24 protein-coding genes and 1 tRNA gene are annotated in these 25,140 nt (G+C 65.0%); 14 read left to right on the top strand and 11 right to left on the bottom strand.

Annotated elements, in window-relative coordinates:
- The first annotated feature begins 271 nt into the window (after positions 1 to 271).
- The 3 genes from AB3X98_RS12155 to AB3X98_RS12145 all read left to right on the top strand — a co-directional run bounded on the left by AB3X98_RS12155 (position 272) and on the right by AB3X98_RS12145 (position 3,141).
- A complete protein-coding gene (locus AB3X98_RS12155; protein ID WP_368606153.1) occupies positions 272 to 1,534 on the top strand; it encodes an MFS transporter in 1,263 nt (420 codons plus the stop codon).
- A gap of 203 nt (positions 1,535 to 1,737) precedes the next feature.
- Complete coding sequence (locus AB3X98_RS12150) at positions 1,738 to 2,223, top strand: adenosine-specific kinase (protein ID WP_368606152.1); 486 nt, start codon at positions 1,738 to 1,740, stop codon at positions 2,221 to 2,223.
- 6 nt (positions 2,224 to 2,229) lie between these two features.
- Positions 2,230 to 3,141 (top strand): DUF4922 domain-containing protein, encoded by a 912-nt coding sequence (locus AB3X98_RS12145; protein WP_368606151.1) that lies wholly within the window; start codon positions 2,230 to 2,232, stop codon positions 3,139 to 3,141.
- A gap of 29 nt (positions 3,142 to 3,170) precedes the next feature.
- Here AB3X98_RS12145 and AB3X98_RS12140 read toward each other — a convergent pair whose 3' ends face one another.
- The 3 genes from AB3X98_RS12140 to AB3X98_RS12130 all read right to left on the bottom strand — a co-directional run bounded on the left by AB3X98_RS12140 (position 3,171) and on the right by AB3X98_RS12130 (position 5,515).
- Positions 3,171 to 3,611: a thioesterase family protein gene (locus AB3X98_RS12140; protein WP_069268682.1), complete on the bottom strand. Its 441-nt coding sequence runs from the start codon at positions 3,609 to 3,611 to the stop codon at positions 3,171 to 3,173.
- Between the two features lie 52 nt (positions 3,612 to 3,663).
- Positions 3,664 to 4,194: an NUDIX domain-containing protein gene (locus tag AB3X98_RS12135; protein ID WP_342945969.1), complete on the bottom strand. Its 531-nt coding sequence runs from the start codon at positions 4,192 to 4,194 to the stop codon at positions 3,664 to 3,666.
- Between the two features lie 94 nt (positions 4,195 to 4,288).
- Positions 4,289 to 5,515, bottom strand: a complete 1,227-nt coding sequence (locus AB3X98_RS12130) for a YbfB/YjiJ family MFS transporter (RefSeq protein WP_069268684.1) — start codon at positions 5,513 to 5,515, stop codon at positions 4,289 to 4,291.
- Between the two features lie 97 nt (positions 5,516 to 5,612).
- Between AB3X98_RS12130 and AB3X98_RS12125 the strand changes: the two genes are divergently transcribed.
- On the top strand, positions 5,613 to 6,554 hold the full coding sequence (locus tag AB3X98_RS12125) for a LysR substrate-binding domain-containing protein (RefSeq protein WP_368606150.1): 942 nt from the start codon (positions 5,613 to 5,615) through the stop codon (positions 6,552 to 6,554).
- 82 nt (positions 6,555 to 6,636) lie between these two features.
- Here AB3X98_RS12125 and alaS read toward each other — a convergent pair whose 3' ends face one another.
- On the bottom strand, positions 6,637 to 9,261 hold the full coding sequence (gene alaS, locus AB3X98_RS12120) for an alanine--tRNA ligase (protein ID WP_342945971.1): 2,625 nt from the start codon (positions 9,259 to 9,261) through the stop codon (positions 6,637 to 6,639).
- Positions 9,262 to 9,584: 323 nt separating this feature from the next.
- On the opposite strand from alaS, the gene AB3X98_RS12115 reads away from it, so the two are divergent.
- A complete protein-coding gene (locus AB3X98_RS12115; protein ID WP_368606149.1) occupies positions 9,585 to 10,805 on the top strand; it encodes a CaiB/BaiF CoA transferase family protein in 1,221 nt (406 codons plus the stop codon).
- Positions 10,806 to 10,829: 24 nt separating this feature from the next.
- Here the strand turns inward: AB3X98_RS12115 and AB3X98_RS12110 are convergent, their stop codons facing one another.
- Positions 10,830 to 11,387: an RBBP9/YdeN family alpha/beta hydrolase gene (locus tag AB3X98_RS12110; RefSeq protein WP_368606148.1), complete on the bottom strand. Its 558-nt coding sequence runs from the start codon at positions 11,385 to 11,387 to the stop codon at positions 10,830 to 10,832.
- Positions 11,388 to 11,543: 156 nt separating this feature from the next.
- Between AB3X98_RS12110 and AB3X98_RS12105 the strand changes: the two genes are divergently transcribed.
- Positions 11,544 to 13,262 carry a glutamine--tRNA ligase/YqeY domain fusion protein gene (locus tag AB3X98_RS12105; protein ID WP_069268689.1) on the top strand — a complete coding sequence of 573 codons (1,719 nt, stop codon included), beginning with the start codon at positions 11,544 to 11,546 and terminating at the stop codon, positions 13,260 to 13,262.
- 87 nt (positions 13,263 to 13,349) lie between these two features.
- Here the strand turns inward: AB3X98_RS12105 and AB3X98_RS12100 are convergent, their stop codons facing one another.
- Together AB3X98_RS12100 and AB3X98_RS12095 are read right to left on the bottom strand one after the other, a co-directional pair.
- Complete coding sequence (locus AB3X98_RS12100; RefSeq protein ID WP_069268690.1) at positions 13,350 to 13,799, bottom strand: NUDIX domain-containing protein; 450 nt, start codon at positions 13,797 to 13,799, stop codon at positions 13,350 to 13,352.
- A gap of 7 nt (positions 13,800 to 13,806) precedes the next feature.
- On the bottom strand, positions 13,807 to 14,205 hold the full coding sequence (locus AB3X98_RS12095) for an RT0821/Lpp0805 family surface protein (protein ID WP_069268691.1): 399 nt from the start codon (positions 14,203 to 14,205) through the stop codon (positions 13,807 to 13,809).
- A 189-nt stretch (positions 14,206 to 14,394) separates the two neighbouring features.
- Between AB3X98_RS12095 and AB3X98_RS12090 the strand changes: the two genes are divergently transcribed.
- Positions 14,395 to 14,637 (top strand): hypothetical protein, encoded by a 243-nt coding sequence (locus AB3X98_RS12090; protein ID WP_069268692.1) that lies wholly within the window; start codon positions 14,395 to 14,397, stop codon positions 14,635 to 14,637.
- A gap of 19 nt (positions 14,638 to 14,656) precedes the next feature.
- On the opposite strand, the gene AB3X98_RS12085 is transcribed toward AB3X98_RS12090, so the two are convergent.
- The gene (locus AB3X98_RS12085; RefSeq protein ID WP_368606172.1) at positions 14,657 to 15,979 is read right to left on the bottom strand and encodes a cytochrome-c peroxidase; all 1,323 of its coding nucleotides are present in this window, start codon (positions 15,977 to 15,979) and stop codon (positions 14,657 to 14,659) included.
- A gap of 381 nt (positions 15,980 to 16,360) precedes the next feature.
- Between AB3X98_RS12085 and AB3X98_RS12080 the strand changes: the two genes are divergently transcribed.
- The gene (locus AB3X98_RS12080; protein WP_368606147.1) at positions 16,361 to 17,944 is read left to right on the top strand and encodes an acid phosphatase; all 1,584 of its coding nucleotides are present in this window, start codon (positions 16,361 to 16,363) and stop codon (positions 17,942 to 17,944) included.
- Positions 17,945 to 17,976: 32 nt separating this feature from the next.
- Positions 17,977 to 18,648, top strand: a complete 672-nt coding sequence (locus tag AB3X98_RS12075; RefSeq protein WP_368606146.1) for a PH domain-containing protein — start codon at positions 17,977 to 17,979, stop codon at positions 18,646 to 18,648.
- Between the two features lie 82 nt (positions 18,649 to 18,730).
- Here AB3X98_RS12075 and AB3X98_RS12070 read toward each other — a convergent pair.
- Positions 18,731 to 18,807, bottom strand: a tRNA-Arg gene (locus AB3X98_RS12070).
- Positions 18,808 to 18,923: 116 nt separating this feature from the next.
- Positions 18,924 to 19,754, bottom strand: coding sequence for an undecaprenyl-diphosphate phosphatase (locus tag AB3X98_RS12065; RefSeq protein WP_069268693.1), 831 nt, complete (start codon positions 19,752 to 19,754; stop codon positions 18,924 to 18,926).
- Positions 19,755 to 20,252: 498 nt separating this feature from the next.
- Between AB3X98_RS12065 and AB3X98_RS12060 the strand changes: the two genes are divergently transcribed.
- From AB3X98_RS12060 to AB3X98_RS12045, 4 genes are all read left to right on the top strand, one after another.
- Positions 20,253 to 21,167, top strand: coding sequence for an aldose epimerase (locus tag AB3X98_RS12060; RefSeq protein WP_342945977.1), 915 nt, complete (start codon positions 20,253 to 20,255; stop codon positions 21,165 to 21,167).
- Positions 21,168 to 21,335: 168 nt separating this feature from the next.
- Positions 21,336 to 22,052, top strand: coding sequence for a peptidoglycan DD-metalloendopeptidase family protein (locus AB3X98_RS12055; protein WP_368606171.1), 717 nt, complete (start codon positions 21,336 to 21,338; stop codon positions 22,050 to 22,052).
- Between the two features lie 657 nt (positions 22,053 to 22,709).
- Entirely contained in the window at positions 22,710 to 23,018 is a 309-nt protein-coding gene (locus AB3X98_RS12050) for a DUF2288 domain-containing protein (RefSeq protein WP_069268696.1), read from the top strand.
- Positions 23,015 to 24,367, top strand: a complete 1,353-nt coding sequence (locus AB3X98_RS12045; RefSeq protein WP_368606145.1) for an MATE family efflux transporter — start codon at positions 23,015 to 23,017, stop codon at positions 24,365 to 24,367. The genes AB3X98_RS12050 and AB3X98_RS12045 overlap by 4 nt, the downstream gene beginning before the upstream one ends.
- A 25-nt stretch (positions 24,368 to 24,392) precedes the next feature.
- Here AB3X98_RS12045 and AB3X98_RS12040 read toward each other — a convergent pair whose 3' ends face one another.
- Positions 24,393 to 24,563 carry a hypothetical protein gene (locus AB3X98_RS12040; RefSeq protein ID WP_176732998.1) on the bottom strand — a complete coding sequence of 57 codons (171 nt, stop codon included), beginning with the start codon at positions 24,561 to 24,563 and terminating at the stop codon, positions 24,393 to 24,395.
- A gap of 130 nt (positions 24,564 to 24,693) precedes the next feature.
- Here AB3X98_RS12040 and AB3X98_RS12035 point away from each other — a divergent pair, with 130 nt between their 5' ends.
- Positions 24,694 to 24,867 carry a hypothetical protein gene (locus AB3X98_RS12035; protein ID WP_165822956.1) on the top strand — a complete coding sequence of 58 codons (174 nt, stop codon included), beginning with the start codon at positions 24,694 to 24,696 and terminating at the stop codon, positions 24,865 to 24,867.
- Positions 24,868 to 25,140 lie beyond the last annotated feature (273 nt).

Genomic DNA, 25,140 nt, shown 5'->3' with positions numbered 1-25,140 from the left:
TCGTGGGCGCGCATATCGGCGGTTTATACACGGCCAAAATGAGATGCCAAAAATCCCGCATCAATTTCGAGTATTCGTAACAGCCTCTTGCGGCATTAGGCCGCAGGCTAACGGTGCGCCGCCGATGTCCGATTCTCGACAAATCTTGTCCGTACAGTTCGAGCAAGACACATTACACTGCGCTCATAACTCTTATACATGTCCTTTCATGCCGTCGCCGCTGCCCGTCTGGCGTGGTGCCCGCTGAATACTCTCTGCTGCTACCGACAACATGGAAACCAGTCTCGACAAGCGCGCCCTGCCGGGCGCTGCCGCGGGTTCGTCCGCGGCCGCTTCCGCCCCCGCCGCGGGCGCGGTGCAACGCACCGTCTACTCGGTGCTGGGTGCGATCAGCTTCTCGCACCTGCTCAACGACATGATCCAGTCGTTGATCCTCGCCATCTACCCGATGCTAAAGGACAACTTCTCGCTGTCGTTCACGCAGATCGGCCTCATCACGCTCACTTACCAGATCACGGCGTCGATGCTGCAGCCGCTGGTGGGCTTCTTCACCGACAAGCGGCCCCTGCCGTACTCGCTGCCCGTCGGCATGGGCTTCACGCTGTGCGGCCTGCTGCTGATGTCGGTCGCGCCGACCTTCGGCGTGCTGCTCGTGGCGGCCGCGCTGGTGGGCTGCGGCTCGTCGGTGTTCCATCCGGAGTCCTCGCGCGTGGCGCGCATGGCGTCGGGCGGGCGTCACGGTCTCGCGCAGTCGCTCTTCCAGGTGGGCGGCAACGCGGGCACGTCGCTCGGGCCGCTGCTCGCCGCCGCGATCGTCATTCCGCACGGCCAGCGCAGCATTGCGTGGTTCTCGGCGGCGGCGCTCGTCGGTATGGTCGTGCTCACGCAGATCGGCCGCTGGTATAAAGCCCATCCCGCGATGAAGAAAAAGCGCGCCGAGGTGGCGCATGTCGCGCTCTCGCGTGGACGCGTCGCGGGCGCCATCGGCGTGCTCGTGCTGCTCGTGTTCTCGAAGTACTTCTATCTCGCGAGCATCAACAGCTACTTCACGTTCTATCTGATCGACCGCTTCCACCTCTCCGTGCAGGCCGCGCAGATCCATCTGTTCGTGTTCCTCGCCGCCGTGGCCGCAGGCACGATCATCGGCGGCCCGGTGGGTGACCGCATCGGCCGCAAGTACGTGATCTGGGTCTCGATTCTCGGCGTGGCGCCCTTTACGCTGCTGCTGCCCTACGCCAACCTGTTCTGGACCGGCGTGCTCACCGTGATCATCGGCGTGGTGTTGGCCTCGGCGTTCTCGGCCATCCTCGTCTATGCGCAGGAGCTGATTCCGGGCAAGGTGGGCATGGTCGCGGGTCTCTTCTTCGGCTTCGCGTTCGGCTTGGGCGGCATCGGCGCGGCGGTGCTCGGCCAGTTGGCGGATGCGACCAGCATCGGCTTCGTCTACAAGGTTTGCTCGTTCCTGCCGCTCATCGGCATCCTCACCGTGTTGCTGCCCGACGTGGAAGGCAAGCGCACGAAGAAAATTGCCTAAGCGCAGCGGCGCGCGCATCGCTCTGCAAAACGGCCGGACGCCTCTCGGGGCTCCGGCCGTTGTTCGTTGTGCGTCTGCACACGCTTTGCCTCGCCGCGACTTCGTACTAGGCTTGTGGTTGGCCGCCGCCTCCCGTCCGCCAGCCAGCCCTTGGGGCCCGGCGCAAGGCGGCGCTTTCGAGACGCCCGCGCACGAGGTTCGCCATGCAACTGTCCACGGTAGAGATCGAAAAACCTGAAGCCACCAACTTCATCCTTGGCCAGACCCACTTCATCAAATCCGTCGAGGATCTGCACGAGGCGCTCTACGGCACGGTGCCGGGCATCCAGTTCGGCCTCGCGTTCTGCGAGGCGTCGGGCAAGCGGCTCGTGCGGCGCTCGGGCACGCAGGACACGCTAATCGAGATGGCGACGCAAAACGCGTTGCGCATCGCGGCGGGGCACAGCTTCATCGTCTTTCTCGGCGACGGCTTCTTCCCTGTCAACGTGCTCAATACGATCAAGGCCGTGCCCGAGGTCTGCCGCATCTTCTGCGCCACCGCGAACCCCACGCAGGTGCTGATCGCCGAAACGGATCAGGGACGCGGCATCGTCGGCGTGGTGGACGGCATGCCGCCGCTGGGCGTCGAGGCCGAGGACGACGTGCGCTGGCGCAAGGACCTGTTGCGCGCCATCGGCTACAAGGCCTGAGCGCCGATGACGACGCTGCGCGCGGCGATCGAGCGGCAGACGGCACACGCGCTCGCGTGCGGCGCGCTCCATCCCATCGAGACGGCGCATACCTTCATCGACGATGGCGGCATGCGTTTCTCCGTGCGCGTGGCCGAGAACCTCGCGCGCAAGGGGGCGGCGCGGCTCACGCCGCAGACTTCGATTGCGTCCGCTCCGCAGCCCCCGCGCAATCCGTTCCTGCCTTACGAGTCCGATCTGTTCGTCGGCGACCTCTCGCCCACCCATATCGCGCTGCTCAACAAGTTCAATGTGATCGACCGGCATCTGCTGATCGTGACGCGCCGCTACGAGCCACAGGACGCGCTGCTCGACGCGGCGGACTTCACCGCGCTGATCGCGGTGCTGCGCGAGATCGACGGACTCGGGTTCTACAACGGTGGTGCGGTAGCGGGTGCGAGCCAGCCGCACAAGCATTTGCAGATGGTGCCGCTGCCGCTCGCAGGCGATGGGCCTCACGCCGCGCCGCTCGAAGCGCTGCTCGGCGGCGCGCAGGCGGTCCACGGGGCGCGTCCCATCGCGATCGTGCCGGGGCTCGCGTTTCGCCATGCGTTCGCGCGCCTCGATCTCGGCCCGAGTATCGGCACGGCGGAAGATGCCGCGCAAGTCGCACTCGGCTGCTATCGCGCGCTGCTGGACGCGGCGGGCGTGCCCGCGATCGACGTGGGCGGCGTCGCGCATCAGGGCGCGCCGTACAACCTGCTCGTTACACGCCGGTGGATGCTGGTGGTGCCCCGCACGACGGAATGTGTCGAAGGGATTTCGGTCAACTCGCTCGGCTTTGCCGGCTCGTTCTTCGTGCGCAATGCGGCGCAGTTGCAAACGCTCGCACAGCTCGGCCCGATGACGGCGCTCGAACGCGTAAGCGTGGCGCGTTGAGGCGCCGAGGCGCGTCTAGCCGACCGCGTCTAGCCGACGACGAGCGGCTCGAGCGCCGCGCGCAGCGCATCGGGCAACGCGCTCACGGGCCGGCGCGTCGCGCGATCGACGTAGACGTGCACGAAATGCCCCTGCGCCGCGGGCGCGTCCTCGCCTTCGCGAAAGAGCCCGACCTCGTAGCGCACGCTCGACGACCCGAGGCGCGCAACGCGCAGCCCCGCTTCCACGCGCTCCGGGAACACGAGCGGCGCGAAGTAATTGCACTGTGTTTCGATGACGAGCCCGATGGTCGTGCCGTGCTCGATGTCGAGCGCGCCCGCGCGAATCAGATACTCGTTCACCACGGTGTCGAAGTAGCTGTAGTAGACGACGTTGTTCACGTGGCCGTAGACATCGTTGTCCATCCAGCGCGTGCCGATCGGCAGGAAATGACGATACCCGGAGCGGGCGACGGTAACGGGTCGGTTCATCGAAGAGATCCAGGGAAGGCGGGGCGGGAAAGCGTCGCTCGGCGCGCGGCCATCACTGGCCGGGACGCTCGACGAACTCGAACGGCAAGCCGCGCCGGCGCATCCATTCGCCGAGCGCCTGGCCCGTGCCCGCGCGCCACGGCCGCAGCTTCGCGGGCTCGACGAGGCGGTATTCGAGCAGTTCCGGCGAGAGCGCGATCGTGCCCGACGCCTTCACGTGATACGCGATGATGAGCTCGTTCTTGCGGATGAACTCGTAGACGCCAACGAGTTCGACACTCTCTGCACGCAGCGCGGTTTCCTCGTGCACTTCGCGCGCGATGCCCTCCTCGGGCGTCTCGCCGTTTTCGAGAAAGCCGGTGATGAGCGCGAACATGCCTTCGGGCCAGGCCGCGTTACGGGCCAGCAAAATGCGGCCCTCGTACTCGACGATCGCCGCCACGACGGGCAACGGATTGTTCCAGTGGACGTAGCCGCAGGCGTGGTCCGGGCAAGCGAGACGCACGCGGCCGCCTTCGTGGGCGGGATCGGCGCGCTCGGTCAGACGCGTGGCGCAGCGCGGGCAAAACTGGTATTCGCTCATGGGGAAAAGGCAGGGTCGATGGCGCTGGGAACCAGCCGCGCGGCCCGGTGGACACGCTCGCGGCGCCCGCGAAAGCGTCCATTCTAGTGTGCTATCAGCGTCCGCGTGCGGCCTCGCGCGTGTGCCACGCCCGCCATACGAGCCCGATTGCGCCGGCCACGAGCGCACCCGCCGCGAGCCACAGCGAAGGCGAGAACGAGCCTGTGGAAGCCGCAAGCGGCGCGGCCACGAGCGGCCCCGCGATCTGCCCGACGCCGTAGGCGGCCGTCGCATAGCCCATCAGCGCGGCGGCATGCTCGCCGCGCAGCAGGCGCGCCTCGCGCATCGCGAAGAGCGTGATCGCCGTGAACGGCAGCCCGATCAACACGCTGCCGAACGAGAAGCCCGCGGCGTTGGGCCAGACGATGCCGAGCGCGATGCCCACGGCCTGCAGCACGTAGGCGCCCGCCAGCATCAGGCGGTTGTCCCAGTGGAGCGGGAGGCGCGCAGCCAGCAGCGCGCCGGCGATCAGCGCGGCGCCGAGCATCGGCCAGAACAGGTCGGGCCAGGCCGAGCCGGGCAGCGCGTGGCGCGCGATCACGGGCAGGAACGTCGCCGTGATGATGTAGCCGAAACCCGGCACGCCGTAGAGCAGCACGAGCCAGAAGGCGTCGGCACGGCGCCCTTCGCGCTGCGCGTGCGCGACGCTTGCCGAGGCACGCGCGGCGGGACGCGGCGCCAGCGCGCGCATGTCTGCTCCAAACGTCGACCAGACGACGGCGGCGAGCAGCGCGCTGATCAGCCCGAAGCCGATCCAGCCCGTGCGCGCGCCGAGACCGCCGGCCGCGCTCACGAACAGCCCGGTCGCAATGATGCCGACGCCGGGACCGGTGTAGATCACACCGCCCCACTCGTTCGCACCGAGCTGCGCGAGCCGCCGCAGGCCCCACTGCGAGGCGAATACGAAGGTCCACGCGCTCACCGCGCCCGCTACGAAGCGCACCACGGCCCAGATCCAGAACTGCTGCGTGAGGCCCATCGCGAGCGTGAGGAGCACCGTGACCACGAGGCCCGCGCGCACGATCTTCGCGGGCGCCATGCGCAGCGCGACGCAGCTGATCGCGCCCACGAAGTAGCCCGCGTAGTTCAGCGACGCGAGCCAGCCGCCGTGACGCAGGTCGAGCGCGCCGCCGTGCAGCATCAGCGGCAGGAGCGGCGTGAAGGCGAAGCGCCCGACACCCAGCGCGACGGCGAGGCTCACCATGCAGGCCAACGCCGCGCGCCGACCGGCATGCGGGCGGGCTTCGGAAACGTGGACGGTGCCGGGGACGTAGTCGTTCATGAGATCAGCAGATTAAGCAACTGCCTACCATCGTAGGCGATTCTACCGTTCACGAAAAATGAATTATCATGAATCGATGCATTCCAAGGAGAGAACTATGGACCTCGCCGAACTGGCGATTTTCCGGGCGGTGGTGCGGGAAAACGGCGTGACGCGGGCCGCCGCCAAGCTCAACCGCGTGCAGTCCAACGTGACCACGCGCATCAAGCAGCTCGAAGATCAACTCGGCACGCCGCTCTTCACGCGCGAGGGCCGCCGCCTCATTCTCACGCCCGCTGGCGAAACCCTGCTGCCCTACGCCGAGCGCCTGCTCGCGCTCGCGGACGAGGCGCGCCATGCGCTCAAGGCCGGTCGCCCGGCGGGACGCCTGCGGCTGGGCACCATGGAGAGCGCTGCAGCAAGCCGTCTGCCCGGCCTGCTCGCGCGCTATCACCAGACGTGGCCCGAGGTCACGCTCGAACTGGAAACGGGCACGACCGGCACGATGATCGAGCGCCTGCGCGAATACGCAATCGATGCGGCGCTGATCGCCACGCCGCTCGACGGGGTGCCGGACCCCGAGGTATTCGAGCACGTGCCGGTCTATCGCGAAGAACTCGTGATGATCACGCCGCGCGGCCACCGGCCGATCCGACAGCCCGGCGATATCGCGCTCTCCACGCTCGTCGCGTTCGAACGCAGCTGCGCGTATCGGGCCTATGTCGAGCGCTGGTATGTGGAGCATGGCATCCGGCCGTCCCGCGTGCTGGAGTTGGGCTCGTATCACGCGATCATTGCGTGCGTGGCGGCAGGCGCGGGTGTGGCCGTCGCGCCGCGCTCGGTGCTCGAACTGCCACGCAGCGCCGACGACGTCACGATTCATTCGCTTGGCAAGCTCGGTCAGATCGAGACGCTGCTCGCCTGGCGACGTGGCCACTATTCGCCTGCGCTCGGCGCGTTGAAGGAGGCGCTGCTGGAGGATGCGCAACGCACGGGCAGCATGGCGGCGCCATTGGCGGCTGAAGCGGTAGCCACGCCCGCAGGTCTTCACGACGTATAAGCTGCGCAGGAAACAAAAAGGGCTGCCCTCACGGACAGCCCTTCTTCGTCGCAAAGCGGCGTTCACGCCGCGACGCGTCGTATTACAGCTTCGCTTCGACCCAGCCCTTCACGCCCGCGAGCGCGGCCGGCAGATTGGCCGGCTCGGTGCCGCCTGCCTGCGCCATGTCGGGACGGCCGCCGCCCTTGCCGCCAACCTGCTGGGCAACGAAGTTCACGAGCTCGCCGGCCTTGACCTTCTTGCTCGCCTCGGCGGTCACGCCCGCGATCAGGCTGACCTTGCCGCCCTCGACAGCCGCCAGCACGATGGCTGCGCTCTTGAGCTTGTCCTTGAGCTTGTCCACGGTCTCGCGCAGCGTCTTCGAATCGGCGCCATCGAGCGTCGCGGCCAGCACGTGCACACCGTTCACTTCGATGGCCTGCCCCACGAGTTCGTCGCCCTGGCTCGAAGCGAGCTTCGACTTCAGCGCGCCTAGTTCCTTTTCGAGCGACTTCACCTGGTCCTGCACCTGCGCGATACGCTGCGTCAGTTCCGAAGGTTGCGCCTTGAGCGCCGCCGCTGCCGCATTCACGCGCGCGTCGAGCTCCTGCACGAAGCGCACGGCGTTGTCGCCCGTGATCGCTTCCACGCGGCGGATGCCCGCGGCCACGCCGCCTTCCATCACGATCTTGAAGAAGCCGATGTCGCCGCTGCGCGTGACGTGCGTGCCGCCGCACAGCTCGCGCGAGAACCCGAGGTCGAGCACGCGCACTTCGTCGCCGTACTTCTCGCCGAACAGCGCCATCGCGCCGCCCTTCACTGCGTCGTCGTAGGACATCACGCGCACGATGCCGGGCGCGTTCGCGAGCACTTCCGCGTTGACGATCTGCTCGACACGGCGGATTTCGTCGTCCGTCATCGGCGCATTGTGCGCGAAGTCGAAGCGGGTTTTATCCGCATCGACGAGCGAGCCCTTCTGCTGCACGTGCGAACCGAGCACTTCGCGCAGCGCCTTGTGCATCAGGTGCGTGGCCGAGTGGTTGCGCGCCGTGCGGGCGCGCAGGATGGCGTCGATTTCCGCCTTCACGACGTCGCCAACCTTGAGCGTGCCCTGTTCCAACGTGCCGTGGTGGCCGCTCACGTCGGCCTGAACCTTCAGCGTGTCGGCCACGGCGAAACGGATGCTCGCGTTCGAGATCACGCCCTGGTCGCCCACCTGGCCGCCCGATTCCGCGTAGAACGGCGTGTGGTCGAGCACGACCACGGCGTCCTGGCCCGTCTTCACTTCGGTGACCGATGCGCCGTCCACATAGAGCGCGACGACCTTCGCGTCGTCGAACGCGATTTCCTCGTAGCCGTGGAACGTCGTCTTCGCGCCCGAGTATTCGAGGCCCTGCGTCATCTTGAACTTGCCTGCCGCGCGCGCCTGCTCGCGCTGACGCGCCATCGCTTCGTCGAACGCCGGTTCGTCGACCGTGACGTTGCGCTCGCGGCAAACGTCGGCCGTGAGGTCGAGCGGAAAGCCGTAGGTGTCGTGCAGCTTGAATGCGAGTTCGCCCGAGAGCGTCTTGCCGCCCTTGGCTTCGAGGTCGGCGAGTTCGGCTTCGAGAATCGACATGCCGTGCTCGATGGTCTCGAAGAAGCGCTCTTCTTCCTGGCGCAGCACGTCCGTCACGCGCTGCTGCGCTTCGGCGAGTTCCGGGTAGGCAGCGCCCATTTCCGCGACGAGATCCGCCACCAGCTTGTGGAAGAACGCGCTCTTCTGGCCGAGTTTGTAGCCGTGGCGGATCGCGCGGCGCACGATACGGCGCAGCACGTAGCCGCGGCCTTCGTTGCCGGGAATCACGCCGTCGACGATCAGGAACGAGCACGCGCGGATATGGTCGGCTATGACCTTCAGCGAGTTGTTCGTGAGGTCGGGCGTGTTCGTTTCGCGCGAAGCCGCCTTGATGAGATTCTGGAACAGGTCGATCTCGTAGTTGCTGTGCACGTGCTGCAGCACCGCGGCGAGACGTTCGAGGCCCATACCCGTGTCGACGCACTGCTTGGGCAGCGGCGTCATGTTGCCCTGGGCATCGCGGTTGAACTGCATGAACACGAGATTCCAGATCTCGATGAAGCGGTCGCCGTCTTCTTCAGGCGATCCTGGGGGGCCGCCCCAGATTTCCGGGCCGTGGTCGTAGAACACTTCCGAGCACGGGCCGCAGGGGCCGGTGTCGGCCATCTGCCAGAAGTTGTCTGAGGCGTAGCGCGCGCCCTTGTTGTCGCCGATGCGGATGATGCGCTCCACCGGCACGCCGATTTCCTTCGCCCAGATGTCGAAGGCTTCGTCGTCTTCCTTGTACACGGTGACCGTGAGCTTGTCCGCGGGCAGCGCGTAGACCTTGGTCAGCAGCTCCCAGCAGTAGTGGATCGCGTCGCGCTTGAAGTAGTCGCCGAACGAGAAGTTGCCGAGCATCTCGAAGAACGTGTGGTGACGCGCCGTGTAGCCGACGTTCTCGAGGTCGTTGTGCTTGCCGCCTGCGCGCACGCTGCGCTGCGCGGTCGTGGCGCGCGAGTACGGGCGCTTTTCGGTGCCGAGGAACACGTCCTTGAACTGCACCATGCCCGAGTTGGTGAAGAGCAGTGTCGGGTCGTTGCCCGGCACGAGGCTCGACGAGCGCACGATCGTGTGGCCCTTCGATTCGAAGAACTTGAGGAATTTCTCGCGGATGTCGGCGGCTTTCATGGCGTGCGTTGGGTCCTTCCTGGGGCGTACGGTGCTGAATCTTTGTCGTGGTCGCGCGGGGCCCACGTTGCTCACGAAAACCCCGGTGCTGAATCGAACGATTATACGGGATCGTCGCGCGCTCGCGGCGGCGCGTCCGGCGTGGTTTGCATGGGCGCGACAGGGCGCGCGGCGACACGACGGACGATCGATCTTGTTCCGCACTGCGGAACTTTGTACCGAATATTGACGCATGCCGCGCCTTTTCGCTTACTATGGGCGGCATCGGCCGGCGCACAACATGCGCTCGCGGCCCGCCTTAGAACGACATTGGAAGACACAGCATGGGCGCACTCAGCCATATCCGCGTACTCGATCTCACCCGCGTCCTTGCCGGACCGTGGTGTGCACAGACTCTCGCCGACTTCGGCGCCGACGTGATCAAGGTGGAGCGCCCCGGCGCCGGCGACGACACCCGCCACTGGGGCCCTCCGTACCTGAAGACGCCCGATGGCGCGGACACCGCCGAGGCCGCCTACTACCTCGCCGCGAACCGCAACAAGCGCTCGGTCACGGTGGATATCGCCACGCCCGAGGGGCAGCGCATCGTGCGCGAGCTGGCTGCGCAAAGCGATGTCGTGCTGGAGAACTACAAGGCGGGCCAGTTGAAGAAATACGGCCTCGACTACGCGTCGCTACGCGAGGTCAAGCCTGACCTTGTCTACTGCTCGGTCACCGGCTTCGGCCAGACCGGGCCCTACGCCTCGCGCGCGGGCTACGACTTCATCGTGCAGGGCATGGGCGGCTTCATGAGCATCACCGGCGAGCGTGACGCGCTGCCGGGCGGCGGCCCGCAAAAGGCCGGCGTCGCGATCGCCGACCTCATGACCGGCATGTATTCGACCATTGCCGTGCTCACGGCGCTCGCGCACCGCGACCGCACGGGCGTGGGCCAGTACATCGACATGGCGCTGCTCGACGTGCAAGTGGCGATGCTCGCGAACATGAATTCGAACTACCTGGCGAGCGGCAATCCGCCCGCGCGCTGGGGCAACGCGCATCCCAACATCGTGCCCTATCAGGCCTTCCAGACGGCCGATAGCTGGATCATCCTCGCCGTCGGCAACGACGGGCAGTTCCGCAAGTTCGTCGAGGTGGCGGGCCAGCCCGCGCTGGCCGACGACGAGCGCTTCGCGACCAATCCGGCGCGCGTGCGCCATCGCGACACGCTCGTGCCGATCGTCGCCGAGTTGATCCGCACGCGCACGAAAGCCGACTGGATCGGCGCGCTCGAAGCGGCAGGCGTGCCGTGCGGGCCGATCAACAACCTCGCGGAAGTGTTCGAGAACGAGCAGGTGATCGCGCGCGGGCTGCAGGTGGACGTGCCCCACCCTTCGGGCGGCACGGCGCGGCTGGTCGGCAACCCCATCCGCATGAGCGAAACGCCACCGCGCGTGGCGAGCCATCCTCCCACGCTCGGCGAGCATACCGATGCGGTACTGCGCGAAGTGCTCGGCTACGGCGAGGAACACGTGGCGGCGCTGCGCGGCAAGGGCGTGGTGTAACCGCAAGGCCCCCGGGGCGACCGCTCAGCCGCCCTCTTTCCCCATCGACATCAGCCACGCCAGCCCTTGCGGCCAGTCGTCGAGCCCGCTGTCCGCATTGATGTGCCCGCGCGTGCCGATCTCGATCCAGCGGCTGCCCCACGCCTGCGCGCAGCGCTGCGAAAACGCCACACCGCCATACGGATCGTCGCTGCTGGCGACGACGATGCTCGCAAACGGCAGCGCCGTGAGCGGAACCGGATCGAAGCCCCGCGCGTCGCGCGGAAATTCGGGACCGTGCGGATCGGGTAGCGCCACCAGCAGCGCGCCGGCCACCTTCGCGCGCGTCGCCGCGCTCGCGTGATGCGCGGCCCAGTGCGCCACGGTCAGGCAGCCGAGGCTGTGAGCGGCGAAGCGCACGCCAGCCGGCGCACGCTGGACGGCAGCATCCAGCGCCGCGCACCATGCCTCGCAGTCCGGGTGCATCCAGTCGGGCATCTGCACCCGTGCAAAGCCCGCGTGCGCGGCTTCCCAGCGCGTCTGCCAGTGCCCCGGCCCCGAATCCATGTAGCCCGGCAGCACCAGCACAGCCGTTTCGCTCATCGTCACGTTTTCCCCTCGCTTGTTGTAGTCCGCGCGACGATCCGGCACCGGGACTGGCACGGCGGGTCGCGTCAGGTAGAATGGAAGACACCATCGGGTGCCCAGTTACGCGCTTTGATCCTTTTGACGGGCGCCCTCGAACGACTCCCTTTTCGCATGAATACCGAACGTAAAGACGCCGACCGCACGGACGCGCCTGCGGCATCCAATTTCATCCGCAACATCATCGACGACGACAACCGCTCGGGCAAGTGGGCGCAGCGCGTCGAAACGCGCTTCCCGCCGGAGCCGAATGGCTACCTTCACATCGGCCACGCGAAGAGCATCTGCCTGAACTTCGGCGTCGCGAAAAGCTACGGCGGCGTGTGCCACCTGCGCTTCGACGACACCAACCCGGAGAAGGAAGATGTCGAATACGTCAACTCGATCATCGACGCCGTCGAATGGCTCGGCTTCGAGTGGAAGAAAGAAGATCAGGAATACCTCTTCTACGCGAGCGACTACTACGACAAGCTTTACGAGTTCGCCGAACTGCTGATCCAGCGCGGCAAGGCGTACGTGGACAGCCAGTCGCCGGAAGAGATGCGCGCGAACCGCGGCTCCGCCACCGAAGCCGGCAAGAACTCGCCATTCCGCGATCGCTCCGTCGACGAAAACCTCGACCTCTTCCGCCGCATGAAGGCGGGCGAATTCGAGGAAGGCGCCCATGTGCTGCGCGCGAAGATCGACATGGCGTCGCCGAACTTCAATATGCGCGATCCGGTGATCTACCGCATCCGCTTCGCGCATCACTACCGCACCGGCGACAAGTGGTGCGTGTACCCGATGTACGACTACACGCACTGCATTTCGGACGCGTTGGAAAACATCACGCATTCGCTGTGCACGCTCGAGTTCGAAGACCATCGCCCGCTGTATGACTGGGTTCTCAATGAACTGGCCGACGCCGGCGTGTTCACGCGCCCGCTGCCGCAGCAAATCGAGTTTTCGCGCCTGAACCTCACCTACGCGATCACGAGCAAGCGCAAGCTGCTGCAACTGGTGACCGAAGGCCACGTGGAAGGCTGGGACGACCCGCGTATGCCGACCATCGTCGGCGTGCGCCGCCGCGGCTTCACGCCCGAAGCGATCCAGCTGTTCTGCGAGCGCATCGGCGTGACGAAGGTCGATTCGTGGATCGACATGAGCGTGTTCGAAGGCGCGCTGCGCGACGACCTCGACGACAAGGCGCCGCGCACCGCCGCCGTGCTCGACCCGCTCAAGCTCATCATCGACAACTATCCGGAAGGCCAGAGCGAAGACTGCACGGCCCCCGTGCATCCGCATCATCCGGAGCGCGGCCTGCGCACGTTCCCGATCTCGCGCGAGTTGTGGATCGAGCGCGAAGACTTCAACGAAACGCCGCCGAAGGGCTATTTCCGCCTGTTCCCGGGCAACAAGGTGCGTCTGCGCTATGGCTTCGTGATCGAATGCACGGGCGCGGACAAGGACGAGAACGGCAACGTGATCGCCGTGCACTGCAACTACTTCCCGGACAGCAAGTCGGGCACGGAAGGCGCGAACAACTACAAGGTCAAGGGCAACATTCACTGGGTCAGCGCAGCGCATGCGTGCCCGGCGGAAGTGCGCCTCTACGATCGACTGTTCCGCGAAGAGCAGCCCGACGCGGGCGGCCGCGACTTCCTCGAAGCGCTCAATCCGGATTCGAAGCGCGTGGTGCAAGCGTATCTGGAACCGGGCGCACGCGACGCCGCGCCGGAAGACCGCTATCAGTTCGAGCGCCATGGCTACTTCGTCGCCGACCGCTACGATTCGAAGCCGGGTGCGCCGGTATTCAACCGCATCGTCGGTTTGCGCGACAGCTGGGGCAAGTAAGGCTCGCGCCGCGCCTGCCCGCAAACAGAAAGCCCGCGCGGATTCGTGCGGGCTTTTCTCATTTTGGCGGCGGCTGGCGAGAGCGGCTCAAAGTCTGCGATGCAGATCCGCGAGCGAGAGCGACGTGCTAAAGAGCCGCGCGAGACTGCGGCTCGCGTAGCGATCCACTTCAACGGGTACGGTCCAGCGCCAGGCGTCCATTTCCGGAATCATCACGCCGTCCTCGCGTCGCGGAAAGAGCGATACGCAAACGCAACGCGAAAGATCGAGTTCATCGGCGCTCGCGCGCGCGGCAAAGAGATGCAGATCCTTGTCGCGCCGGTACAGGTAGCGCCCGAGATCGACGAGGCGCGACGCCGCGATTTCGATGCCGGTCTCCTCGACCATCTCGCGGCACGCGCTCTGCGATTCGGTCTCGCCGGGGTCGCCCTGCCCCTTCGGAATGTCCCAGTGATTCGTGCCGGTAGCGTGCGCAAGCAGCACGCGGCCTTCAGGATCGAGCAGCACAATGCCGCACGAAACGATCTTGCCGTTCACCGCGCGCTCAGTGCTGCTTCTGGAAAACCCAGGCACCTTCGCCCGTGCGGCAGAAGTGCGGACGCAGTGTCATCGACTGGCCCTTCGCGTTGATGACGACTTCCGTATCGCGGCACGTCTTGGCGCCTTCCTTTTGCGTATTCGACGGCGTGATGGTCGATGTGATGCGTGTGCCGTTGCGCGAGCCTTCGTTCGACCATGACGCGCTCTCGCCATCGGCCTTGTGCTCGACGGCATCGCGCACGGCGTTCTGGAGCGAGTTGTAGTCCGCCTGGGTCATGAACGACATGGGTGTGTTGTTCAGGAAGCCCAGGTTGGCGGCATGCGCGCTACCCGTGCCAACGGCGACAATGAGCGCCGCGCCCAGGGCGCTCAGCGAGTGAAGGGTTCGGGGCATTCTGGACATTATGTGTTCTCCTCGGCGGACTGAAAGCATCGACGAAAAGCATAACACGCGCCCTTTTTTTGGCTCGTTCAGCAAGGCCGAACGGGCGCGGGCGGGCGAGTCCTTTTCGGATTGATCCGATGGTGAGGGAGAGGGCCGATCAATACGATAGCTTCCTCGCCCACTTACAGCCCATGCGGTTTATCTGACATGACCTACGCCATCGCATTGAGGGTCTTTGCGGTCCTGCTGGCCCTCATCTGCGTCGGCTTGATGTCTTTCGTCGCGCACTACACGCACACGCCGAAACATCAGGCGCGCGGCCCGAACTTCACGCTCCATCCCGAGCACGCGCCGCGCTGGCCGGACGCCACGGTGCGCATCGGCACGGTCGGCTTGCTCGCGTCCTTCCTCGTGCTCACCGGCGCCTGCCTGTTGATCGCAGGCATCTGACGCTGCGCCCAGTCCACGCTCAGTGCGCGCCCGGCTGCCAGCCGTCGGTGAGCGTGTCGAGAAACGCAATCACATCCTTGATTTCGGCGTCGCTGAACACCGGCTCGTCGCCCGGCTTGCGATCGAACGGCGGATCCGTGTTGAGATTCACCCAATACTGTCGCGGCAAGTCGTCGAACTTCTGCACCCGGCCCTTCACCACCGGATAGAACGCTTCCGGATTCGTGTCGCGCCGTGCGTAGAAACGCAGCACGTCTTCCAGCGAATGGTAGATGCCGTTGTGGAAGAACGACTTCTTGAGCGCTATGTTGCGCAGCGTCGGCGTGCGGAAGAGCCCGCAAAATTCCGCGCGATGGTCGAGGTCCGTGCGCTCCGGACCGCATGCGCCGAGATCGAAAAACTTGCGGTCGCGATTCACGGCAAGTGTGCGGTTGCGCGGCACGCCCACGGCGATCAGACCGAAGTCGCTGAACTGTGGCGGCGAGCCGTCCTTTGCACGCTGGCTGATATGGCAGCTCGCGCAATTGCCTTTCTTCTCGTCGTTGAAAAGCTGCAGCCCGCGCAGTTCGGCGGCGCTGAGCGTGGCCTTGCCGGCCAGGTACCCGTCGTACTTGCTCGTGTACGGATAGAACACCTCGGGTGACTGCTCGAATGTCTCCAGTGACTTCAGTACGGCCTTGAAAGTCGCGTCGTCGTCGGCGAGGACGCGCGCGCCGAAGGCCTCCCTGAACGCCCCTGCGTAGGGTGCCGCGCGCACGGCTTCGGCGACCTTCTTCGGCGAACTCGCCATCTCGAACGTCGAGAGCAACGGGATGCGCGCCTGGTCCGAGCCCCGATCGACGCGGCCGTCCCATGTGAGGCCGCCAGTCGGACCGGCATCGACGCTTTCATCGCCTTCGTCATCGGAGTCGTGATAGTGCTCGGCGAACGCCGGCACCGCCTGCAGATACTTGAGCGTCGGCACGGCGCGCATGCCCTGGCGTCGCATGTCGGCGCCGCCGATCTGCACGTCGAGCGAGTTGGGCGGCGTGAACGCGTGGTCCGGGCTGTGGCACGACGCGCATGCCATCTTGCCCGAGCCCGAGAGCGACGGATCGAGGAACATCTGCTTGCCGAGCGCCGTCATGCGGCGCACCTGCGCATAGACCTCGGCACGCGTCTGCCCGCCTTGTGCAGGCGTCGCAATCTTCATGAGCTTCACGCCCTGTACGGCGCGTGCGTTCGCATTGGCGTCGTGCGCGCGCGAGGCGCTGCCGGATGCACCTGTCGTCGTATCGGCGTCTGCGGAAGCGGGCGTGCTGCCGTCGCATGCCGTCAGCAGCAATGACAGCCCCGCCGCCATCACGAGGAGGAGGCCCGCGTTGCGGCATGCGCCGCCGAGCGCTCGAGCCCGCGTCTCACCTTCCGTTCGCGCCGAATGACGCGCCAATCTACGCAACATGCCTGATCCCCGAAGCTTGAGCGCGGCGCGCGTGGCGGCGCGCCGCTGCAGTGCGAATACCGATGCGCTCAGCCGCACATCGAAGTCGCGAAAGCGTATGTCGGCGATGTGACGCTCCAATGACATGACGTAAGTAAGATGTCATGCAAACAAAGGCCGCGAAAAAGCTAAATGTAATTTTTTACATATCGCTGTCAAATTCCGTTGCGACACTGCGCCTCGCCCGAAGGCCGGTGTCATTCGCGCCGGCCTCCATGCGGGCCCCCAACGCGAGAGAGAAAAATGATCAACAGAAAATGGTTCTATGCCACGCCGATCGCGATAGCGGCGTCGGTATTGGCCGTCGCGGCTTGCGGCGGCAACGACAGCAGCAAGCCCGGCCTTTCGTCGGTGAAGAATATCGTCGTGATCTACGCGGAAAACCGCAGCTTCGACAACCTGTACGGCAGCTTCCCGAACGCCAACGGCCTGCAGAACGTGAGCGCGCAAAGCGCGCAGCAGCTCGATCGCGACGGCTCCGTGCTGGCCACGCTGCCGACCGTCTGGAACGGTCTCACGCAAACGGGCGTCACGCCCGTCGTGACCGCGGCGATGACGGAGAACATGCCGAATGCGCCGTTCGCCATCGACGACGCGAAGGGCTACAACGTGCCGCTCTCAGTCACGACGCGCGACCTGTATCACCGTTTCTACGAGAACCAGATGCAGATCCACGGCGGCAAGAACGACATGTTCGCGGCCTACGGCGACTCCGGCGGTCTCGTGATGGGGCATTACACGACGAGCGCCGAAAAGCTCCCGCTCTGGAAGATCGCCCAGCAATACACGCTCGCCGACAACTTCTTCATGGGCGCGTTCGGCGGCTCGTTCCTGAATCACCAGTGGCTGATCTGCGCGTGCACGCCGTACTACGCGAACGCGGACACGAACCCGGCCAAGCCGACGATCTCGACCGTGGACGCCGACGGCGTCTCGCTCACGCTCGCATCGAACTCGCCGAAGTCCGCGCTCGACGGCGCGCCGAAATTCGTGAAGTCGGGCAATCTGACGCCGGACTTCTATGCGGTCAACACAATGCAGCCGCCGTATCAGCCGAGCGGCAACGCAGCGGCTTCGGGCGGTGACACGAACCTGGCCGACCCGTCGAACGCCTCCACACTGCCCGCGCAAACGGCGCAGAACATCGGCGATCTGCTTTCGAACGCGGGCGTGACGTGGGCGTGGTACGGCGGCGCGTGGGGCGCGGCCGTGAGCGCGGCGCAGAACAGCACGTCGGGCGTGATCTACGGCGCGAACATGACGGCGCCGAACTTCCAGCCGCACCACCAGCCGTTCAACTACTTCGCGAACTACGCGCCGGGCACCGACGCACGTGCGAAGCACCTGCTCGACGGCGGCATGGACGGCACCGAGTTCATCAAGGCGATCGATGCAGGCGCGCTGCCTGCCGTGGCGTTCTACAAGCCGCAGGGCAACCTGAACGAGCACGCGGGCTACACGGACGTGGCGAGCGGCGACCAGCACATCGCGGACGTCATCGCGCATCTGCAGAAGAGCCCGCAGTGGAACAACATGGTCGTGGTCGTCACCTACGACGAAAACGGCGGCTTCTGGGATCACGTTGCGCCGCCCAAGGGCGACCGCTGGGGCCCGGGCTCGCGCATTCCGGCGCTCGTCATTTCGCCGTACGCGAAAAAGGGCTACGTCGACCACACGCAGTACGACACGACCTCGATCCTGCGCCTCATCACGCGCCGCTTCTCGCTGCCCACATTGCCGGGACTTGCCAACCGCGACGCCGCGCTCAAGAGCAACGGCGCCCAGCCGATGGGCGATCTGACCAACGCGCTCGACGTCAAGCTCTAAGCGCGACAAGCCATCGGACCATCGATTGCCGGATGTTGCTCATCCGGTTTGAAGGGCAGCCCTCGGGCTGCCCTTTTTTATTGCGCCGCGAATTCGTCGCCCCTGCCCGCTCCGCGCGTCCGCCAGGCGTCGAGCCGCGACGTTTGACCACGGATCCTACGCCGCAGGATGCACTACCTTACAAATTAATTACTGAACAAATCTTGACGGAGGTCATTGTGAAATACGTCGAATCGACTCTCTTACCAGGCGAAAGGATCGTCTGCGAGGGACACCCCTGCTTCTGGGCGATGGGGCCGCGTATCACATTCAGCCTTCTGCTCATGGTTTGGGGCGTGCTCGTCGGCACCATGGGGACGTCGCCGCTCGCAGCGGTGAGTTTTTTTGCCGCAGGGATGGGACTGTTCGGTGCGTCGCTACTCGCCTGGTGGACGACAGAATTCGCCGTGACCAACAAGCGCGTGGTGGCCAGGTTCGGTGCGGTCCGTCGTCACACGGTGGAGTTGACGCTAGCGAAGATAGAGAGCGTAAGGATCGAGCAAAGCCTGATCGGCCGGATATTCGACTATGGCTCGCTCGTCGTGGGCGGCGGTGGCTTGATCGCTACGCCGATTCCCGGCATTTCGAATCCGAACGAGTTCCGCCGTTTGGTGTTTCTCGCGCAGGCGGCCGAGGAGCCGGTGCCGTTGCGGCTCGTGGCGTGAGGGTTTGAATCGGCCTGGATTCGTGGTGTGTGATAAAGCAAAAAGCCCGGCGGGGAAGGCCGGGCTTTTTATTTATTTGATCTGGCGCGACAGGAGGGGCTCGAACCCCCGACCCTCGGCTTAGAAGGCCGATGCTCTATCCAGCTGAGCTACTGTCGCGTGAACGTGCGCAAGGCCGCAAGCGGGCCTCGCGAAGACGGGGCTGGATTATACCGCGATCGTCTCACGCGGTCGCGCCTCGCTCATCGCGCTTGCCAAGGGCCTTCGCGCCCAAATCAAACCGGCTGCTGATGCAACGCGAACCAGCCAAGGAAAATCGCGCCCGCGATCAGACAGTACGCACCGAACGATGCGAGGCGCCCGCGTCCCTCGAAATAGCTCATCAGGAACTTCACGCTCAGCCAGGCCGCAATACCCGTGAGCACGCCGCCAACGACCGCAGTCATCAGCTGATCTCGCGCGTGAAATAGCTTGGGCAGTTCGAGCACGCCAGCCGCGAAGATGATCGGCGTGCCGAGCAGGAACGAGAACTCCGCAGCCTTTTCTGCCGTGAGGCCCGCTGCATTGCCGGCGATCATCGTGAGGCCGCTGCGTGAAAAGCCGGGAATGAGCGCGCCGATCTGCGCGAGGCCGACGAGAAAGGCCTGGCGGAACGTGAGTTTCTCCGGCGGACGATGCGCACGGGCACGCTGGAGGCGATCGCCGAACCAGAGCAGCACGCCATTGACCATCAACGCAGCCGCGACGATGCGCAGATCGTGAAAGATGGCTTCGATGCGCTTTTCGAGCACGAGGCCGACGATACCCGTCGGAATCGTACCGATGATGAGCGCCCACATCATGTGCCCGTCGTCGTTCTTGCGACCGCCCAGGGAGGCAAAGAAGCCCCTGATCAACGCGACCCAGCGCTCGCGGAAATACCAGAGCAGCGCAACTGCGGTCCCCAGGTGCAATGCGACGAGGAACGGCAGCAATTGCGGCGCGTGCTTGTCGATGTGCATGCCGAACAGTGCCGGCACGAGCAGTGTATGGCCGAGGCTGCTCACGGGGAACAGTTCGGTGACGCCTTGCAACACGCTCAGGAAGAATAGAAACCAGAGACTCACGCGCGGATCCTCGTAATGGTGGTGTAAGGGGCCGGACCGTTGCGGAGCCGGTGCGGCAAAGCGCACCGATTATGCCTGGGCCGTATTGCAGCGCCAAGCTTGGAGATGGATTTGTCAGAAAAGTTACTGCGTCGCAACAAAGTTGGCTGCGGATGCAGGGATCCTGGCGCGAAACTGCGTGTCGCGCTCTCGGGAATCCGGTCGAGGGGGACGGAACGCGGCGCGATCAGCGCGCCATCTTGTAGAAGAAATAGGCGCTGCTACCGACAAAGAGGCTGAACAGAGCCATGCTCATTGCCATTGCGAGGTCCATGGGGAGGTCTCCTGCGAAAATGCTCTGTGCGCTAACGCACGGTCATGCGGATTATGCTGACTCTTGTCCGCCAACGACACCCACGCTTTCCCGACAAGGGTTTTCACGCATGAGAAAGCGGCGCAAAATCCGCCTCTGTCCGGCGCATCCGCGCCACCCTTCTTCCACCCACGCCAGGCCCGCCCATGAACGCACATCCAGAGCAGGACATCCTCACCCTCAGCCGCGGTGCCTCGACGCTGCGCTTCGCGCCGTGGGCCGGCGGCCGTTTGCTCTCGTGGCACGTCGGCGGCCAGCCGGTCATCGTATGGCCGGAAAATGCGAACTGGGCGGAGCCGGCACGTGTGCGCGGCGGCAATCCGCTGCTCTTCCCCTTCCTTGGCCGCCATCGTGTCGACGGCCAGATCGGGCGTTGGCGCGACGCTCAAGGCGTCGTCCGCGATCTGCCGATGCACGGCTTCGCGCGCGACCTGCCGTTCGCGGCGCAAGTCGACGACGACGGGCACGGCCTGCAGATGACGCTCGTCGACTCCGACGCCACCCGCACCGGCTACCCGTTCGCTTTTCGCTTCGAAGCGGTCTACCGGCTGGCCGACGCGCATACGCTCGACGTGACGCTCGCCGCGACTAATACCGGCCCGAATCCGCTCCCCTGGTACGCGGGCCATCACTTCTACTTCGCCTTGCCCCACGCCCAGCGCGCGCAGACGACGCTCGACCTGCCGGCTAGCCAGCGCCGCCATCAGCTCGCGGACGGTTCGATCAGTGCGCCCGAACCCGGCAAAGCGCAATACAGGCTCGACGACGCAAGCATCATCGACCGCTTCCATGTGCTCGAGCCAACGCCGCCCGCCTCGCCGGTGCACCTCGTGGCGCCAGGACTCGGCCGCGCGGTGACGATCGACCTGAACCGGCCCGGCTCGCTTCCCTGGTACGCCGTCACGACGTGGACGGAAGCCGCGGACTCCGACTTCTACTGCGTCGAACCCTGGCTGGGCCTGCCCGACGCGATCCACAACGGCCTCGGCCTGCGCTGGCTCGCACCGGGTCAAACGGAGACGGCGACGCTGCGTATCGGCGTCGAGACGCTCGGCGGCTAATCGCGCGCACCGGCGGCGCCGTGCTGGGCCGGCGCCGGTATGGATGCTGCCGACTTCGTCAGTCATTCGTCAGGCAAAACCCCAGTTGCGCTGGCAAACCCGCTAAAATCAGGCGTTTTGCCAGCGCGGCGGACCCTGGTCCGTCGAGGCAAGGTCATGCGAGGTTCAATGTTGGCACCAGGAATCAGACGGATTGCATGTGCAGCGCTCGTTGCGCTGCTCGCGGCGTGCGGATCGGCTCCGGTCGGCCCCGGCTTTTATCGAGTCGAACGCGGCGACACTGTGTACAAGATCGCGCGCAGCACTCGCCAGTCCGTGCAGAACATCGTGCGCTGGAACAATCTGTCGAACCCCGACGCCATCGAAGTCGGCCAGGTCCTGCGCGTCGAACCGCCCGCCGGCACAGCGAGCACCCGCACCGCGCCGCCGCGTAGCGCAGCAACTGCCCCGCGCGAGAGCGCCGAAACAACCGATACCGCATCCGCGCCTTCATCCGCACCTTCGGCGGCGGCTGCGCCGTCGATTTCGCTCGTCTGGCCGACCAGCGGCCAGGTCATCCGCAACTTTGACGGCCGTAACTCGAAAGGCATCGACATCGCCAATGCGGCCGGCACGCCCGTCGTCGCCGCGGCGCCCGGCACCGTGGTCTATGCCGGTAATGGTCTGCGTGGCTACGGTAACTTGCTGATCATCAAGCACAACGGCGATTACCTGACGGCCTATGCGCACAATCAGGCATTGTTAGTGAAGGAAGGTCAGAGCGTCGCGCAAGGGCAGAAGATCGCGGAAATGGGCAGCACCGACAACGATCGCGTGATGCTGCATTTCGAGCTACGGTACCAGGGGCGCTCGATCGATCCGACTCGAGAACTTCCCGCACGTTGAGACAGGCCGCTACGGCCAGCCAAATCAATGGACGAAAAAAAGCCCGGCATGGCGCCGGGCTAACGGGGGTTTGGCGCATATCGGCAAAGGACCGGTTTACCATGCGCCGAATCGCAATCTATCAACGGGCTTCCGGCGGCGCAATCACTTAATTAGCGCGAAAATGTGCTACGGCGCACGGATTATGTGTCGCATCACTTTTCAGCACCGAATGAGGATGCCGAATCATCTGCGGCTGCTCATAAGATCGCATGTTTCAATGACACGCAACGACAAGTCACCAACCAGCGCAAAGGCTTGCTGGGCGGGACGTTCAGGCTGAACAACAAGGTCCTGTCGAGGGGTTTTGCGAGCCTCGATCGTCGGTTTAAAGCACGGCGCTTTTCGCATTTTCGAAGCCGCCGGCTTTAGTGTGCAAACGCACGCAACAATGCATTTATTCGATGTGACGTACAGATTTGAAACACAAATGCGCCGCACGCTTAGATCAGATGTTTGCTGATTTAATGTGGCTTATTGTCTACGTTTTGGCGCCACGAGCCTGGATATCAACTTATTAATGTGATTAATACCGCGGATCCGGCGTTCGCTAACCGACCACCGGTCTGCTGGCAGACTATCGTTTATAGTATCTGCCGCAACGAATTTCCAATCATCATGACTATCGAAGACGCCAACCCCAGTTCGACGTACGCCAAGCTGCTCGGCGAAACCGCCAAAATCGACTGGCAGGATCTCGAACGTTTCTTCGCGCAAGGCAAGTTGCTGAGTGTGGCGCGTGACCTCGACCTCGTCAGCGTGGCGGAGGCGATCGCCAACGACGACAGGGCGGTCGTCATGCAATGGCTGTCGTCGGGCCTCGTCGCACGTATGCCGGCAGAAACCGCAGCCGATTACTCGGCGCGCAAGCCGGAGTTGTGGGCGGTCGTCGTCTCGCCGTGGGTGTGCGTGCAGGAACGCGCTTGAGCGGCGCTGAGGCCCTGCCTGACCAGCGAGGCTGGCATCGACGCGTGCTGACGCTCGCGTTCCCCATCGTCCTCGCCAATCTCACCCAGCCGATCCTCGGCGCCGTCGACACGGCAGTAGCAGGCCACCTCGGCAGCGCGGCCGATCTTGGCGGCGTCGCGCTAGGCGGCCTGTTCTTCAACTTCGTGTTTTGGGGTTTCGGCTTCCTGCGCATGGGGACGACGGGGCTCGTCGCGCAAGCCTACGGCGCGCGCGACCTCCCCGCATTGCGCGCGAATGTCGTGCGCGCCCTGCTACTGGCATTCGCTATTGGCGCCGCGATCCTGCTGATTCAATCGCCTTTGATCCGGTACACGCTCACGACCATCGGCGGCAGCGCAGACGTGCAACACAACGCCGGGGTCTATTGTCTTGCGCGTATCGGCTCTGCGCCTTTCGCTTTGGCGAATTACGTCGTGCTCGGATATCTGCTCGGCACTCAGCGCGTGCGCATTGCGCTGCTTTCGCAGATCTTTATCAATCTGACGAACGTCGTTGCGGTGCTCGCCTATGTGTACGGGCTTCAGTGGGGCATCGCCGGAATCGGTGCGGCGACGGCTACGGCCGATACGCTCGGTTTTGTGTTCGGTGCCGGCGTACTGTGGAGGCTTCGTCCTCGCGGGCTCGCGCCGCTCGCGTTACAAACTGTACTCGAGCCGGCAGCGCTCAAACGCCTCGTCGCGATCAATCGCGATATCTTTTTGCGTACGCTTTGCCTGCTGGGCTCGTTTGGGTGGTTCGCGCATCTGGGCGCGAAGCAAGGCGACGCGATCCTTGCCGCGAACGCCCTGCTCCTCAACTTCCAGACCTTCATGGCCTACGGTCTCGACGGGTTCGCCCATGCGGCCGAAGCGCTGGTAGGCGCGGCGATCGGCGCGGGTAATCGCGATGCGTTCCGCCAGGCCGTGAAGGTCAACCTGTTCTGGGCAGCGGTGGGTGCCTTCGGTTTTTCGTTGGTTTATTGGGCCTGCGGCCCCTGGATCATCGAGAAGCTTACCAACCAGCCGGCCGTGCGTGCCGCTGCCCAGGCATTCCTCCCATGGGCCGCGCTTTCGCCGCTCATCTCCGTCTGGGGCTTTTTGCTGGACGGCGTATTCATCGGCGCGACGCGCACACGCGAACTCATGCAAGCCATGGCGGTGTCCCTGGCTGTGTTTTTGTGCGCGTCATGGGTGCTGGTCGGGCCGCTCGGCAATCATGGGTTGTGGATCGCTCTGCTCGTCTTCATGGCCGCGCGCGGGCTGACGCTCTCGCCGTTGCTACCGCGCATCAGCGGCGCGATCGTACCTGTGGCTGTGCAGTTGCACTGACGGCGCTCGCGCCAGGCGTCGGCTCTTACTGTGCAGGCGGCGGGTTGTCGATCATCATCGGCGGTCGGTCGTCGGTCGGCACACCGTGGTAGTCGGGCGGATCCTGCGGCGGGGTGCCGTGGCGGTGAGTCGGTGCGTTGTCGGCACACGCCGAGAGCAAAGCGGCCATTGCAAGGGCCAGATAAACACGGTACATCGCCTCAAATCCTTTCTGAATGGTGATCCAGCGGCGCCCCGGCCAGTAGCGAAGCGGCTGAATTCGCTATTTTTTCCGTTGCGACACTGTTCTAAGATACGGACATGGCTGCAATCGACAGGAGGCTGCCATGGATGCCGAAACTATTGCGGGTCTGATCGGTCTTGCTGTAGGTCTGCTGGTTCTGCTCGGGCTATCGATTTTCGAATCGCGCGCCTACCGGAAAGAGCACGACGGCGAAGGCATGATGCATCACTGGCTGGCCGAGCATCACGTGCTCGACCGGGTTCGCCGCAGGCACTGAACCCAGCGCCGGCACTGCGTCGGCGCGCCCCTTGCCACATTCTCACCGCGGCCAGTCGAGCTGGCCGTGAGGTGGCTTTGCTGCGTCGTTCAGTGAACGAGCAGATAGCCTTCTATTTTCCCGCGCCCAAACGCCAGAACCCCGGCTCTCTTTCGGAGACACCGGGGTTCTGGACTTGCTGCATAAGGAGCCTGACGATTACCTACTTTCACACGGGCAATCCGCACTATCATCGGCGTGGAGCTGTTTCACGGTCCTGTTCGGGATGGGAAG

This window comes from Paraburkholderia sp. BR14312, from assembly GCF_040948675.1.
In the GTDB taxonomy this organism is placed as follows: Bacteria; Pseudomonadota; Gammaproteobacteria; order Burkholderiales; family Burkholderiaceae; genus Paraburkholderia; species Paraburkholderia nodosa_A.
The sequence above is the reverse complement of the archived record's forward strand: the minus strand, read 5'-3'. Positions and strand labels throughout refer to the sequence as shown.

What these genes read in the sequence shown, in the direction of transcription:
- AB3X98_RS12095 (WP_069268691.1), bottom strand. Translation starts at nt 14,205, where the DNA reads ATGTCCAGAATGCCCCGAACCCTTCACTCGCTGAGCGCCCTGGGCGCG.
- AB3X98_RS12060 (WP_342945977.1), top strand. Translation starts at nt 20,253, where the DNA reads ATGAACGCACATCCAGAGCAGGACATCCTCACCCTCAGCCGCGGTGCC.
- AB3X98_RS12140 (WP_069268682.1), bottom strand. Translation starts at nt 3,611, where the DNA reads ATGAACCGACCCGTTACCGTCGCCCGCTCCGGGTATCGTCATTTCCTG.
- AB3X98_RS12075 (WP_368606146.1), top strand. Translation starts at nt 17,977, where the DNA reads ATGTTGCTCATCCGGTTTGAAGGGCAGCCCTCGGGCTGCCCTTTTTTA.
- AB3X98_RS12110 (WP_368606148.1), bottom strand. Translation starts at nt 11,387, where the DNA reads ATGAGCGAAACGGCTGTGCTGGTGCTGCCGGGCTACATGGATTCGGGG.
- AB3X98_RS12055 (WP_368606171.1), top strand. Translation starts at nt 21,336, where the DNA reads ATGTTGGCACCAGGAATCAGACGGATTGCATGTGCAGCGCTCGTTGCG.
- AB3X98_RS12145 (WP_368606151.1), top strand. Translation starts at nt 2,230, where the DNA reads ATGACGACGCTGCGCGCGGCGATCGAGCGGCAGACGGCACACGCGCTC.
- AB3X98_RS12130 (WP_069268684.1), bottom strand. Translation starts at nt 5,515, where the DNA reads ATGAACGACTACGTCCCCGGCACCGTCCACGTTTCCGAAGCCCGCCCG.
- AB3X98_RS12125 (WP_368606150.1), top strand. Translation starts at nt 5,613, where the DNA reads ATGGACCTCGCCGAACTGGCGATTTTCCGGGCGGTGGTGCGGGAAAAC.
- AB3X98_RS12080 (WP_368606147.1), top strand. Translation starts at nt 16,361, where the DNA reads ATGATCAACAGAAAATGGTTCTATGCCACGCCGATCGCGATAGCGGCG.
- AB3X98_RS12050 (WP_069268696.1), top strand. Translation starts at nt 22,710, where the DNA reads ATGACTATCGAAGACGCCAACCCCAGTTCGACGTACGCCAAGCTGCTC.
- AB3X98_RS12115 (WP_368606149.1), top strand. Translation starts at nt 9,585, where the DNA reads ATGGGCGCACTCAGCCATATCCGCGTACTCGATCTCACCCGCGTCCTT.
- alaS (WP_342945971.1), bottom strand. Translation starts at nt 9,261, where the DNA reads ATGAAAGCCGCCGACATCCGCGAGAAATTCCTCAAGTTCTTCGAATCG.
- AB3X98_RS12085 (WP_368606172.1), bottom strand. Translation starts at nt 15,979, where the DNA reads ATGGCGGCGGGGCTGTCATTGCTGCTGACGGCATGCGACGGCAGCACG.
- AB3X98_RS12135 (WP_342945969.1), bottom strand. Translation starts at nt 4,194, where the DNA reads ATGAGCGAATACCAGTTTTGCCCGCGCTGCGCCACGCGTCTGACCGAG.
- AB3X98_RS12035 (WP_165822956.1), top strand. Translation starts at nt 24,694, where the DNA reads ATGGATGCCGAAACTATTGCGGGTCTGATCGGTCTTGCTGTAGGTCTG.
- AB3X98_RS12105 (WP_069268689.1), top strand. Translation starts at nt 11,544, where the DNA reads ATGAATACCGAACGTAAAGACGCCGACCGCACGGACGCGCCTGCGGCA.
- AB3X98_RS12155 (WP_368606153.1), top strand. Translation starts at nt 272, where the DNA reads ATGGAAACCAGTCTCGACAAGCGCGCCCTGCCGGGCGCTGCCGCGGGT.
- AB3X98_RS12040 (WP_176732998.1), bottom strand. Translation starts at nt 24,563, where the DNA reads ATGTACCGTGTTTATCTGGCCCTTGCAATGGCCGCTTTGCTCTCGGCG.
- AB3X98_RS12150 (WP_368606152.1), top strand. Translation starts at nt 1,738, where the DNA reads ATGCAACTGTCCACGGTAGAGATCGAAAAACCTGAAGCCACCAACTTC.
- AB3X98_RS12090 (WP_069268692.1), top strand. Translation starts at nt 14,395, where the DNA reads ATGACCTACGCCATCGCATTGAGGGTCTTTGCGGTCCTGCTGGCCCTC.